The sequence below is a fragment of the Corynebacterium aquatimens genome (assembly GCF_030408395.1).
In the GTDB taxonomy this organism is placed as follows: Bacteria; Actinomycetota; Actinomycetes; order Mycobacteriales; family Mycobacteriaceae; genus Corynebacterium; species Corynebacterium aquatimens.
This window is the reverse complement of the sequence record NZ_CP046980.1, coordinates 2,014,630-2,027,723: the sequence shown is the minus strand read 5'-3', so window position 1 is coordinate 2,027,723 and position 13,094 is coordinate 2,014,630. Positions and strand designations below refer to the sequence as shown.

12 protein-coding genes and 1 pseudogene are annotated in these 13,094 nt (G+C 55.4%); 7 read left to right on the top strand and 6 right to left on the bottom strand.

The features are described 5' to 3' along the window. Positions 1-56: 56 nt before the first annotated feature. Together CAQUA_RS09205 and CAQUA_RS09200 are read left to right on the top strand one after the other, a co-directional pair. A complete protein-coding gene (locus CAQUA_RS09205) occupies positions 57-1,043 on the top strand; it encodes an ABC transporter permease (protein ID WP_196825392.1) in 987 nt (328 codons plus the stop codon). After that, positions 1,043-1,699 carry an ABC transporter ATP-binding protein gene (locus tag CAQUA_RS09200; protein WP_196825393.1) on the top strand — a complete coding sequence of 219 codons (657 nt, stop codon included), beginning with the start codon at positions 1,043-1,045 and terminating at the stop codon, positions 1,697-1,699. Before CAQUA_RS09205 ends, CAQUA_RS09200 begins: the two co-directional genes overlap by 1 nt. On the opposite strand, the gene CAQUA_RS09195 is transcribed toward CAQUA_RS09200, so the two are convergent. Genes CAQUA_RS09195 through CAQUA_RS09185 form a run of 3 tightly spaced genes read right to left on the bottom strand, consistent with a single transcriptional unit; the run spans position 1,696 to position 4,788 of the window. Continuing rightward, positions 1,696-2,175: a GNAT family N-acetyltransferase gene (locus CAQUA_RS09195; RefSeq protein ID WP_196825394.1), complete on the bottom strand. Its 480-nt coding sequence runs from the start codon at positions 2,173-2,175 to the stop codon at positions 1,696-1,698. The two genes, CAQUA_RS09200 and CAQUA_RS09195, sit on opposite strands and share 4 nt — an antisense overlap. Position 2,176: 1 nt before the next feature. Continuing rightward, complete coding sequence (locus tag CAQUA_RS09190) at positions 2,177-3,910, bottom strand: acetyl/propionyl/methylcrotonyl-CoA carboxylase subunit alpha (RefSeq protein WP_196825728.1); 1,734 nt, start codon at positions 3,908-3,910, stop codon at positions 2,177-2,179. A gap of 17 nt (positions 3,911-3,927) precedes the next feature. After that, positions 3,928-4,788, bottom strand: coding sequence for a sulfurtransferase (locus CAQUA_RS09185; protein WP_196825395.1), 861 nt, complete (start codon positions 4,786-4,788; stop codon positions 3,928-3,930). A gap of 160 nt (positions 4,789-4,948) precedes the next feature. Between CAQUA_RS09185 and CAQUA_RS09180 the strand changes: the two genes are divergently transcribed. Both CAQUA_RS09180 and CAQUA_RS09175 read left to right on the top strand, forming a co-directional pair. Further along, the gene (locus CAQUA_RS09180) at positions 4,949-6,010 is read left to right on the top strand and encodes a Cj0069 family protein (protein ID WP_196825396.1); all 1,062 of its coding nucleotides are present in this window, start codon (positions 4,949-4,951) and stop codon (positions 6,008-6,010) included. 118 nt (positions 6,011-6,128) lie between these two features. After that, complete coding sequence (locus CAQUA_RS09175) at positions 6,129-7,058, top strand: MamI family restriction endonuclease (protein WP_196825397.1); 930 nt, start codon at positions 6,129-6,131, stop codon at positions 7,056-7,058. On the opposite strand, the gene CAQUA_RS09170 is transcribed toward CAQUA_RS09175, so the two are convergent. Beyond that, positions 7,045-9,036, bottom strand: a complete 1,992-nt coding sequence (locus CAQUA_RS09170) for an HsdM family class I SAM-dependent methyltransferase (RefSeq protein ID WP_196825398.1) — start codon at positions 9,034-9,036, stop codon at positions 7,045-7,047. The genes CAQUA_RS09175 and CAQUA_RS09170 overlap by 14 nt on opposite strands. 283 nt (positions 9,037-9,319) lie before the next feature. Between CAQUA_RS09170 and CAQUA_RS11290 the strand changes: the two are divergent. The 3 genes and pseudogenes from CAQUA_RS11290 to CAQUA_RS09160 form a co-directional block, all read left to right on the top strand. Then, positions 9,320-9,461, top strand: a pseudogene (locus CAQUA_RS11290) (Cj0069 family protein); the annotation flags it as partial. Positions 9,462-9,689: 228 nt separating this feature from the next. Continuing rightward, a complete protein-coding gene (locus CAQUA_RS09165; RefSeq protein WP_196825399.1) occupies positions 9,690-11,354 on the top strand; it encodes an AAA family ATPase in 1,665 nt (554 codons plus the stop codon). A gap of 16 nt (positions 11,355-11,370) precedes the next feature. Continuing rightward, complete coding sequence (locus CAQUA_RS09160) at positions 11,371-12,246, top strand: DNA adenine methylase (protein ID WP_196825400.1); 876 nt, start codon at positions 11,371-11,373, stop codon at positions 12,244-12,246. A gap of 38 nt (positions 12,247-12,284) precedes the next feature. Here CAQUA_RS09160 and CAQUA_RS09155 read toward each other — a convergent pair whose 3' ends face one another. Continuing rightward, positions 12,285-12,893, bottom strand: a complete 609-nt coding sequence (locus tag CAQUA_RS09155; RefSeq protein ID WP_196825401.1) for a Maf family protein — start codon at positions 12,891-12,893, stop codon at positions 12,285-12,287. Beyond that, positions 12,894-13,091 carry an acyl-CoA carboxylase subunit epsilon gene (locus CAQUA_RS09150; RefSeq protein WP_196825402.1) on the bottom strand — a complete coding sequence of 66 codons (198 nt, stop codon included), beginning with the start codon at positions 13,089-13,091 and terminating at the stop codon, positions 12,894-12,896. Between the last annotated feature and the right edge of the window lie 3 nt (positions 13,092-13,094).

Sequence of the window (13,094 nt, the reverse complement as noted above, 5' to 3'; positions counted from 1 at the left end):
CAAATTCAACCGGTGGCCCGATGAATAGACCCGCAGGTCAGGGCGACAATAGACCCATGTTCGTAGGAATTAGGGAAATTTTCAAAGCCAAGGGGCGCTTCGGGCTCATCGTGGGCACCGTCGCGCTCATCACCCTCCTCGTTGTGGTTCTCACCGGGCTGACCTCCGGTTTAGGTAAGCAGAACACCTCGGCTTTAGAAGCGCTTGAACCTCAGTCAGTGATCTTTGATGACCAGGCCAAGCCGAGCTTTACCACCTCACGCATGAGCGTCTCCGATGCCAACGGAGCCGACGTGACCCCGCTGGGGACCGGCCAAACCCTGGTGCAGCGCACCGGCGGCGCGGATGAGTCCGTCGCCGTGCTGTCGCTGCCGCGCGGCACGCAGCTCCCCGGGGGCCACACGCTTGGCGACGGCGCGGTCGCGTCCGCATCGTTGAACTTGAGCCCCGACGAGGAAATTCGACTTGGCGGCGCCTCCACCAGGGTCGACGCCGTCACCGATGACCTTTATTTCGCCCACACCCCAGTCGTCTGGGTGCCCACTGAAACCTGGCAGCATGCATTCCACACCGAAGCGGATGGAACTGTCCTGCTCTCCAAAGATCCGAACGCAGGGATGAATCTGAAGGACTCCTTCAACGGCCTGCCGGCATACTCCTCGGAGCAGGGCTCGCTGCAGCTCATCCAGGGTTCTCTCTACGCCATCGCGGCCCTGGTCATCATCGCCTTCCTCACCGTGTGGACCATGCAGCGCACCCGCGACCTGGCGATTCTGAAAGCCATCGGCGCCTCTAACCGTTATCTGCTCAAAGACGCGCTCGGCCAGTCCGCGCTGCTCCTCGCAATCGGGGTCATCCTCGGTGGCCTCGCCGCCCTTGCCGCGGGCATGGCCATGGCTGGTGTCGCTCCGTTCACTCTCTCCGCCCGCGTCATCGCCGTACCACCCGCTGCGGTCTGGGCTCTCGGCATGATCGGCGCAGTACTGGCCACCCGCTCTATCACCAAAGTCAACCCGCAAAGCGCACTCGGAGGTGTCGCATAATGCACTCTGTACTTCAACTACGCAACGTCACCGTGTCCTTCCAGGACGGCCAAGAGCGCCGCACGGTGTTAGACAACATCAACTTCACCGCCAAACCCGGGCGACTCACTTTCATCGTCGGTGAATCCGGCTCCGGTAAGTCCACCCTGCTTTCCGTCGCCGCTGGCTTGATCACCCCGGACTCTGGCACCGCGACGCTGGGTGGAAAGACCATCACCAATGCCGTGCGCCGCGACCACATCGGCATGATCTTCCAGCAGCCGAACCTCATCTCCGCGCTCAACGTGCGCGATCAACTTTTGGTCACCGACCACATTCGCGGAATCAAGCCGCGCAAGGACAGGGCGGACGAACTCTTAGCAGCCGTCGGCCTCGACGGCCTCGGCGACCGCACCATGAACGCACTCTCCGGCGGTCAACGCCAGCGCGTTGGAATCGCCCGTGCCCTCATGGGGGAGCCAGAGCTCGTGCTTGCCGACGAACCTACGGCCGCCCTCGATTCCGCCCGCTCTCGCGACATCGTCGAACTACTGCGCACTCTCGTTGACCAACGCGGCATCGCCTGCGGATTCGTTACCCACGAACAGTCATTGATTGGGGATAATGACGACGTCTTTGCGATGGATAAATACGCAGCCGCGCCCGCCGTGGTTTAGCGCAGATCCATCTCCATCACCTCGGGGTGATGGTCGGATTGAATGAAACCGAACTGCTCATACACGTAGCGCGCGCGGTCGTTGCCGGGCTCGACGTGGAGCGCGATGGTGGTCGCGCCCTGCTCCCGAGCCAGGTCGCAGCCAGCTTTAAGCAGCGTTCTGCCCAACCGATGTCCGTGTGACCGGTTTTCCACTGCGATGCACAGCTCGGGGATCTGCGGGCCAAGGTTCGCTTTGGTGTAGGTATCGTGCGGCTCCCAGTAACGCAACCACACCCCGCCAGCGGGAACCAGCTCGTCGTCGTACGCAATGAACCCGCCATCGCGCCGCGGATCCCAACGAAGAACGTAAGCCTCCACGCTGTCTAGTTGCCCGATGCGCCGCCGGGACTCATCCCCAAAAACGTCCGCGAGGTAGTCCAGCCGGCGAAGGTACGTCCTGTCGGATTCCGTAGCTGGCACCAGGGTGAACTGCACGCTACTTCAGCTCCAGCAGTACCGCGCCCTTGTTCACCTGTTCACCCTCGACGGCGGCTAAGTCAGTAACGGTTCCGGACTTGTGGGCCTTGACCGGGTTTTCCATCTTCATTGCTTCGAGCACCAACAAAACGTCGCCTTCTTCGACGGCGTCCCCGTTGGACACGTTGACCTTGACCACGGTGCCTTGCATGGGGGAGGGCACTGCGTCACCCGATACCGCACCGCCGCCGCCACGGCGCTTCTTCGACTTGCGCTTGGAGCCGTTGCCGATCACCAAGGACGCCGGCAGGGCAACTTCAATGCGGCGACCATCAATTTCTACCGCGTAGGTGCGGTTTGCCAGGGGTTCCTCGGCATCATCAACGTCGTTGTACGGCTCGATCTGGTTATCAAACTCTTCCTCGATCCAGCGTGTGTAGACGTCAAACCCGTTCTCATCACCGATGAAGGCCGGGTCGTTGATGACCACCTTGTGGAATGGAATGACCGTCGGCAACCCACGCACAACAAATTCGTCGAGGGCGCGTCGCGCGCGCTGCAAAGCCTCGTTGCGGTCTTCGCCGGTGACAATCAACTTGGCCAGCATCGAATCGAACTGACCACCGATGACGTTGCCGGAGCGCACGCCGGAATCCACGCGGACACCCGTGCCCGATGGCTCAACGTATTCGCTGATCGTACCGGGCGCGGGCATGAAATTCGAACCGGGATCTTCACCGTTGATGCGGAACTCAATCGAGTGGCCCCGCGGTGCCGGATCCTCAGTCAAGCGCAGGGTCTCGCCGTTCGCGATGCGGAACTGCTCGCGCACAAGGTCGATTCCCGCGGTTTCCTCGCTCACGGGGTGCTCCACCTGAAGGCGGGTGTTGACCTCAAGGAAGGACACCAAACCATCCGAGCCCACGAGGTACTCCACCGTGCCGGCGCCGTAGTAGCCAGCTTCTTTGACGATGGCCTTCGCAGATTCATGGATGGACGCGCGTTGCTCATCGCTCAAGAAGGGAGCTGGGGCTTCTTCTACGAGCTTCTGGAAGCGGCGCTGCAGGGTGCAGTCGCGCGTGCCCACGACCACGACGTTGCCGTGCTGGTCCGCCAACACCTGGGCCTCGACGTGGCGGGCTCGGTCCAAGTAGCGCTCCACGAAGCATTCACCGCGGCCGAAAGCCGCCACGGCCTCGCGGGTCGCGGATTCAAACAGTTCCGGGATCTCCTCGCGCGTGTGTGCAACTTTCATACCGCGCCCGCCACCGCCGTACGCAGCCTTAATCGCAATCGGCAGGCCGTGCTCATCCGCAAACGCCACGACGTCGTCCGCGTTGTCCACCGGATCCGTGGTGCCCGGCGCCATCGGTGCGCCAACCTTGAGTGCAATCGCGCGGGCTTCCACCTTGTCACCCAGCTTCGCAATAGCCTCCGGGGGAGGGCCAATCCAGGTCAATCCCTCGTCGATAACGCGTTGCGCGAAGTCGGCGTTCTCACTCAAAAATCCGTAACCAGGGTGAATGGCATCAGCCTTGGAGGCCCTGGCAGCGCCGATAATCTTGTCGAAGTCGAGATAGCTCTCCGCCGCCGTCGTCCCGCCCAGGGCGAAAGCCTCGTCGGCAAGTTCCACGAAAGGCGAGTCACAATCCGGTTCTGCGTATACAGCTACGGACTTGTATCCGGCGTCTTTGGCCGCGCGGATGACGCGGACGGCAATTTCGCCGCGGTTTGCAATAAGGACTTTGGTGATCACAAGTCCCTACGTTATCAATTAGGACTCTTTTCAATGGGGACACGCACCATGTTTCCCCACTCGCACCAGGACCCGTCATACAACGCTGGCTGCTTAGCGCCCAACACGTAGCGCAGGGTGAACCACGTGTGCGCCGCAGATTGGCCAGCCCCGCAGTAAGTGATCAACCGGTTGTCCAGATCGATCCCTTCAAAAGCGGCCGCGATCGCGGCACGGTCCTTGAACCTGCCGTTTGGGTGAACCGCAGCTCCCCAGGGATAATTCACCGCCCCCGGGATGTGCCCAGACCGCAGCCCTCCGGAACTCTCGCCTAAGTCCCCCTCATGCCCGCTGAAAAACTCAGGGCCACGCACATCAATCAGCGTCGCCCCTCCCGCACGGACATCATCAACGTACGCGCGCAGCGGAGCCTCCGCACGCTTAACGACGGGGTACCCCTCCGTCACCTTCTCCGGCACCGCGTAGGACGTATCCCGCTCTTCCGCCATCCACGCGTCCCTACCGCCGTCTAACAGTCGGACATCGGGGTGGCCAAAGAGCTCAAAGACCCACGCCGTGTACGCAGCCCACCAGTTGTTTTGATCCCCGTAAAGAACCACGGTGTCGTCCCGGGTGATCCCCTTGGAATCCATCAGAGCGGCAAAGCCCTCACCGTCGATGAAATCCCTCACCGTGTCATCGTTGAGGTCCTTGTGCCAGTTGATCCGCACCGCCCCGGGGATGTGGCCGATGTCGTACAAAAACGAGTCCGCGTCAGACTCCACGACCGATAGGCCCGGTGTGCCCAGGCGTGCTGAAAGCCACGACGCGGAGACGAATTTCTCCGGGTGCGCGTACTCCTGAAACTGCGGGTAGGGGTCCAGCTCAATGCCCATGCTTTCAACGTTACCTGCGGTGATAGCACCCAAGGACAGTTATCTATTTGTGACCTTTATTACTAATGGTCATTTGGGCCTGCGCGGTCCTTTGAATCGCCTTAATCTCGGGAGTGCATAACTGAATTTTTCTTCATTTCTCTATCTGAAAGGGATACTCGTGCACAAGGCAATCGTCGTCTTCGAGGTCGAGGGCGGATCTGACAAGTACATCGACGGCCACCGCAAGGACACCATGCCGATCGTCAACGCGATCAAGGACAAGGGCTGGCACTCCGAGGTCGTCTACTTCCGCCCCGAGTGGACCGAGGACCTGTTCGAGTACGTGTCCAACAACTTCGATGCGTACATCTCCCGTGTGAACCCAGGCAACATCCCTGGCGGCGAGAAGGGCTACTTCGACCTGCTCACCCGCCTGTCCGAGGCTGGCCTGGTCGGCATGTCCACCCCGGAGGAGATGGTCTCCTACGGCGCAAAGGACGCCCTGGTGAAGCTGAACAAGACCGACCTGGTTCCGGAAGACACCGCCGCGTACTACGACGTCGAGTCCTTCCACGAGACCTTCCCGACCTCGCTGTCCTACGGCGAGCGCGTTCTGAAGCAGAACCGCGGCTCCACCGGTTCCGGCATCTGGCGCGTGCGCCTCGCTGACGAGGAGCTGGCCGCTTCCGTCGAGCCGGGCACCGCTCTGCCGCTGGACACCAAGCTCAAGTGCACCGAGGCCGTGGACAACCACACCGAGGACCGCGAGCTCGGCGAGTTCATGGACTTCTGTGACCAGTACATCATCGGCGACAACGGCATGCTCGTTGACATGCGCTTCATGCCGCGCATCGTCGAGGGTGAGATCCGCATCCTCCTGGTCGGCCCGCACCCGGTCTTCGTTGTTCACAAGAAGCCGGCCGCTGGCGGCGACGCATTCTCCGCAACCCTGTTCTCCGGTGCTCAGTACACCTACCAGAAGCCGGAAGAGTGGCAGGAGCTCGTCGACATGTTCGCCGAGGCACGCCCGGTTATCGCCGAGAACCTCGGTGGCGACAACATTCCGCTGATCTGGACCGCGGACTTCATGCTCGCTGACGACGACGAGACCGGCGAGGACACCTACGTCCTCGGCGAGATCAACTGCTCCTGCGTGGGCTTCACCTCCGAGCTCGACATGGGTATCCAGGAGCTCGTCGCTGAGGAAGCAACCAAGCGCGTCGAGGAGAAGAACGCGTAAGGAAGCTTTTCGTTCGCGTTTTACCGCCTCGGCAGCTGGAAATCGGCAGCCGAGGCGGTTTTGTTATAGCAACTTACTTGCAGTGAAGTGCGTTATTCGCTCCTGATACGATGTGGTGGTGAAAAAGGAAGTTGAAAAGGCGATTGCTGAGGGTAACGAATCAAGAGCGAAGGTTCTTGGCGACTTAACTACCGAGCAGCGTATTAAGCTATTGGAAGAGCTGTTTGACGATTTCTTTGTAGGCCAACATCGGCTTCTCCAAAAGTGGGCTTCATTAACGGGCCAAACGGCGCAAATTGACACTGGCTACATTGCCCAGTTTGTCGCTTCAATAATTACTGGCATCCCCGGCCAGGGGTTCAGGGGCAAAGGTGACGATCTAATTGACGGCAGTGAAGTTAAGTCGGCGGCGAATATTTCTGGTGTAGATACCCCACGGTGGAACCATAATATGGGCACCGCCGATGCGGACGCTAAAAACCGGAAACGCGGTGTGAAGACTAGCTCGGAGAAATATTTAGAGGCTCCGTATCTGATCTACCTATTGGCAGACCGTACCGCCTCAGCTGAAGCAGGGGCTCCACCAGAGATGCGAGTGCGTACCTGGTGCGTCGATGTTCAAAACGATCTGGCATGGCGTGACCTGGTATTCAAGTACAACAGGAACAAGAAAGGGGGAACTTATAACCTGCAGCTTCATCCACCGGTTGGTTATGATGATAATTTCGTTACGAACAAGACCGGTAATCTCGACTTCACCGACATTCTGGTATTCGATTACCGCATTGTGGTCGGAGTTGATGGTTCTCATTCACGTTACTGGAATGTGGGTTTGCCAGAGCGGCTCTTCCCCGTTCAAGGGCGTACGAAACCGGTGGCCTTCGTGAATCGGGGAAAAGGTACGAGAACTTACACGGCGGTCGGTGATCTCGTTGTTGATGTAGCAGTCCTGCCCGACAGGTTTCCTCTAGTTCTCAAGAAAGAAGCTGAAGACAAACTCGACCAGGTAACTCAGCGTGAAATTCTATCGGTAGCTAAAGCAGACTGATTTGGGCTAGATCGTGGAGCGCGAGTCTGGACTGCTCAACGTTGGTGATGTGTTCCCGCACCTCACCGTCAAGTTTTTCCATTTGATCTCGAGATTGCTTCGGCACCATGAGGTCAAGAACATCTTGTGGTGATATTCGGCGACGCGAGCTCGAGGTTCCGGCGCCCAGTGGTCGCAGCTGGATGGCGACTGCTGGGTCGTGAAGTAAAGCGAGAATTGCGTATGGAAACTCGAATCCTCGAAAAACGCCAAACTCAGAAGAGCACTCAATAGTCGCAATATGCGAAGGGACAACGGCGGCTCGAAGCTTGGAGGGGTTCAGGAGCGAGACTAGCAAATCGTTAGATTCAGCTAGTTGACCTGAAGTAACTGGATGGTAAGAATTGACCTGCGCCCAATCGACTGTGCCGTAGGTATCGACGTGTAGCACTGATACGAAAGGAAACTTGCCTGTGTCCTTTCTCGCGGAACGCTTTTTCACAGTGTTGCCAAAACTTCCTAAAGGTACTCCACCCTCTCGTACGATTATGTTGCGTGCCTCCAGCGCTGCTGAATCAAACCGGTTTGGGTCGATGGTCGATAGTCCGTTGCGGGGCACGGATGCCACAAGAGGTTGCTTGGAATACACGCGCAATGAATCCTTGGGATGAGTTTCGCGTAATATGCTTTTGATCTGCGACGTTAGAGCTGGAATATCGTTACCGTCTGGATCTGCAATGGCTTTTCCGGATTTCCTGATAAAGCCTATGTGTTCGGCGCGCGCCAATACAACGAACGGGTTCTGAGCAGACTTTCGAATAAATACGGCGCTGGTTTTCGCTACCGTGCCTGACAAAGAAAAGGTCGATGTGGGCAGCGAAACGGAAGCGACCACCTCAAACCGGTTGTCGCGCAAGGAGCTCTGAAAATGCTTACCGTTTACTACCCCGTCAGGGAGAACGATGGCCATTACGCCGTTTTCAGTTAAAAGTTCAAGACCTCTCGCAATTCCACCGATGGCTGGGTCGATTCTGGAGCTTGAAATCGTGGGAAAGTACTTCTGTGTGAGTTTAATTCCCTTGGAGGAGTCGTATTTCCCTCCTCCAAAAGGTGGGTTGGTCAGAACCAGCGAAAACTTTCCGGCGAAAGAATCGAGGGTGTCGCCTCCGATGGAATCATCTATAACAAAAGTTTGGGGCGACGATGCGCCGTAGAGTATTAGGTTGAGTGCGCTCTTTGAAATTGCGGAGCTGGATTGATCGGCTCCTACGATCCTTTCCAATGTTGCTTTTGGTCGCAGATTGGCGCATTCGCGATCAGTCAAAGCTTGGTATCCAGCGATGAGAAATCGACCAGTTCCACAAAATGGGTCAATAAGCAAGTGTTCATTGTCAGCTAGAATGCTTCGGTCCGACAGTGAAATAGCGATTTCTGCCATGAACCGAGCGATTGAACTGGGGGTTAAATATGTCCCTAGGCCTCCGGAATGATCGTATCGACCACTCAGAAATGCATCGAAAGCTGTACCAATGGGATCGGCTATCTCATCTTTGTGGCTGACTATGTCATTCACTAGTTGAATTGCTTCTGTGGTGATCGCTTCGTTAGCTAATCGGAATGGCTCGTCAGTAGGCCATAAACTCTCCTCCGTACCGTCTGGTCGAAGCATTCTGAGTTTCGAGTTGCTTTGGGCAATCGAAAACATATTTTTAAGCTTCGGTATAAGGGGCCATTGATCTTGAGGGGTGGAGAAAACTGCACTGGCTTCTAGCTGTTGCTGAGCATAGATATCAGGTTCAATGAGGGATGAGTAACGCAGGTAAATGAGCTTCTCTACCTCTTCAATGGCGGCATTAGTCGAGTTCAGTCCGCCCCGAGCATAGATAAGCTGGTGTAGAGCGTCGATTTGTGCTGCTAGGTGTAACTCGTCTATTGATACATCTGCACTCGTTCCCAGCGGAGGCGGTGTGAGATCCTTACAGTCGTCCTTGCTGTTCATTACTATCCTTACTTTGTTTTGCTCGACGCGGCGCGTTTGCTTAAGGGAATGCTCAATGGCAAAGGGTCACTCAGAATAATAGCGAGCAGTCAGCTAAGACTTGCAAATAGATCGAATCTATGTTTGATCTTCGGGTAGGTGGAAATAGTGGCTGTTCTGTAGGATCCTGTTCAGTGGGACGAAAGTTAATACTTGACAGCTCGTGCCGATGCAAACGAGCACATGATCGCGCTCGGTTAAAGTCTGATCCCAAGGGTTGATGGGATGAATCCCTTGAGGAGCTGGCTACAACATCCCTTTGATCCGGGACCGCCGATTTGATGCTCGCCGATGACGATGAGGCCGGCGAGCATCCTAACGTACTTGGCGGGATCAATTGCTCCTGCGTCGGCTTCACCTCCGAGCCGGCCATGAGCATCCAGTAGCTCGACGCTGAGGGAATTACCAAGCGCGTCGAGGGAAAAGCCGTTTAGACTTTCCCCTTTCTCGAATGTTGCCGCTCTTGGGGGTTTGTGGCTGCCAAGAGCAGCGCTTGCTTCTGCAATTCAGCATTAGCGGTGGGTTGACTATATTCCATAGTCTCATGGGGTCTACTATTTCGGATTAGAGTTTACATTCACGTGGAAGTTCCGTGTGCGTGAAAGGTTCTAGGAATGTACATTAGCGAGATTGAGATAAGTAAGCTTCGAGCTTTTACAGAACCCGCAACGAAGCTTTATCTAGGTCGAGGGGTAACCGCCATTGCCGGGCACAATGGGGTCGGAAAATCGACAATCTTGGCTGCCCTCGGGAATTGCGGTCATCTCCCTAAACAGCTAGGCGTTCATTTGAACGGTGACGGTTTTTCTACGGAGTTGTCAGAAGTATTGACCTACGATCCGGGTTTTGATGCTACAGGGGGGATCGTCAATATTGCTTTTAAAGAGGATGATAGTTTAGCGATCAAGAACATTCCTCCCACTGGCATTCTAAGTTTTCGAACCGCTCTTCAAAAGCCCAACAAGCCATCGAATGTCGGTGATACATCCACTTTGACGAGAACCGAAGATCCGCGTACTCGGTTCAGACTGATTCCCAAGAAAGCCGGGCGGCCGGATCGGAATGAAAGAAAACTACAGTGGCCAACTTACTATTTAGGTCTCTCTAGATTGTTTCCTGTAGGCGAAACTGACGAGTATCTCGCGACAAAGAAGAAGCTAACTGAGGACATCTTGGCTGAGTACTCATCGGTTTACAAAAGAATTCTCGGTCTCCAAGATTCCATAGAAAGCCTGGCTCAATTAACCATTGCGGAAGCCCCAAGAAAGAAAGGCGTTCCAATCGAGACAGAAAATTACGGTTTCACCGCGAATTCGGCAGGTCAAGATAACGTAGGGCAGATCGTTCTAAGCGCGTTGAGTTTCAAACGGCTTAAGCAACAAATGGGTGACGCTTGGTCAGGCGGACTTCTTCTTATTGACGAACTTGATGCAACCCTGCATCCGGTTGCTCAAGAAAAACTATACAAATTTCTAACTGAAGTATCGAGAGATTGCGGTTTTCAAATAGTTTTCACGACCCACTCGTTGTATTTGATTCAGCAAGTTCTAAAGGTCTGTTCTCCGCAAAACGATTTCACAAGACTGTGCTATTTGCGAAGAAAGGATGGGTGCATAGACGTTCTCGATAATCCGTCGTTTCGGCGCGTGGAAGCTGACCTAAATAATGAAATAGTCAATGGCGTTTCTCGAGAGAATCCAAGAGTATTCCTAGAAGACGGTGTAGCAGGGTTGGTTTTTAGACTTATCCATGAGCACCACATTGCAGATTGTCCTGTAGAAGTGTGCGATAGTAGTTTAGGGTGGACTCAAATTCTGGCCATGTTCAATGCTTACCCGAATCTACTTGGTTCGGCACTGGTTGTTCTCGATCCTGATGTTGCGGTAAAAGATCCTGCCGAGATACAAAAACAGATTCCTCAGGCAAACCTCTGTCTAAACGCCGATGATCGCTTCCGTTTGGGAGAAAGGAGCATAATGTTCCTACCTGGCGAAAAGCCAATCGAAGAACAGATGTTTACTTTCTATGAACAAGAGGGCCCTGAGTGTGTTCTTTATTCGAACTCCGAACTCGACGAAATGAACGTCAGTTACTCCACAATGATGGATATGGATGATTTCCAGGGTTGTACTGGCGGGGAGGTCTATAAACAGTGGTACAACCGAATCCCAGTTAGTCTCAGGGAAACAGTCGTAAAGTTCTGGCTCGATTCTAATTCGACCGCGATACAGCAGTTCGCAGAGGAGTTTCGAGAAAATTACGCAATCGCAGTAAAGTGAAAGTAGGTAGGCGCGGATGCCCAAGATGCGTTCACCTTTGCGATACCCGGGCAGCAAAGGTCAGATTAGTGGCAATATTCAAGCGCTCATCGAAGAATATCCTGAGACTATAGAGACCTATTTCGAACCCTTTTGCGGCGGTGCTGCCGTGGCGTTGGAGCTATTACTTGAGGGGATAGTGGGGCGTGTCTGGCTGAACGACGCCGATCCGGGAATATACTCGTTTTGGAAAGCAATCGTAACGGAAACTGAGCGGTTCTGTGCGAAGCTGCAAACGGTTCCTTTGAATGTTGAAGAGTGGAATCACTGGAAAAGCATATCGGATCAGGCCATTGACGATGAGTACGATTTCGACCTAGGATTCGCGAACTTTTATCTCAATCGAACCAATCATTCTGGTGTGATAAGGGGCGGTCTCATCGGTGGGCGAAGTCAGACGGGCAAGTATAAGATGGACTGCAGATTCAACCGCGAGGCACTTACGGATCTTATAGAACGTATCGCGGATCAGAAGGACAGAATTATTATCACCGGATTCGACGGCGTTAAGTTGCTGGGCTCTGCTTCAGAAGAATTCGGAATCGAAAATGACTCTACGTTTGTCTTCGTGGATCCGCCCTATGTTAAGAAAGCGGACCGTCTCTATATGAACCATTTTAAGCTAACCGATCACTACAAACTCGGGGAAGTGCTATACGAGAGTAGTTTTACCAATTGGCTTCTTACCTACGACGATGATGCGCTTGTGCGTGAGATATATGCCGGACACACCAATTGGGATCTAAAAATTGGTTACTCGGCGCATAAGAAGAGGAACGCCACTGAAGTGTTAGTTTCAGCTCCGGCCTTGGCACCATACTGCCCGAAAGCATTCGGTACCAGAATAAAATAGTCGCGGCTAAGAGTCTTTCCGGACCTATTCTCTTGGGCCTATTGTTGTTGCCACACCGATGAGGCGTCGAGCCCATAGGAGTACAAAGCCCTCCTCAGCAGCGGCAAGGACAGCCCGATCACGGAGGTTTGGTCGCCGTCGATCGCGTCGATGAACCACCCGCCTAGGGCCTCGAGCGTGAAGGCCCCGGCGCACTCGAGCGGTTCGCCGGAGCGGGCGTAGGCCTCGATGTCTTTATCGGAAACATCGCCAAAATGAATTGCAGTGGCCACCGCGTCCTCGTACCACGTCACCGTCTCGCCGACGTGGGCTACCGCGTGGCCAGTGATGAGCTCCGCCGTGCGCCCCCGCTGCGCCTTCCATCGGCGAACCGTCTCCTCGACCGTGTGCGGTTTGCCTTGAAGCTCGCCGTCGAGCAAGAGCATCGAGTCGCAGCCGACGACGATCGCCTCTCCTTCAACGCCGGGCAGTATCGCCTCGGCTTTGGCGCGTGCGAGTGCCGTCACAACGTCGGCCGGTGGTGCTTCCTGCAGGTCGTCGATAAGCGATTGCTCATCAATGTGCGCAGGTTTCACCACGGGCTCCACCCCAGCGTTACGGAGAATCATCAGACGCGACGGGGATTGTGAAGCTAGTACGAGCTGCATTTAAAACAGAGTTTGTGAGCTGAACGCCGACGGATTGAACACGACCGGGCCGTGATTCGGATTGCCCGGGCGCCCCCACAGGTTCCGGTAACCGCGTGACGTGCGAGCCTTTGCTTCTTGCTGAAGATCGGTGAGGACCTGCACCAAGGCCTTGAGCTCGTCCTCGGTCGGGTTACCCTTGATTACCTTGATATCCACAAT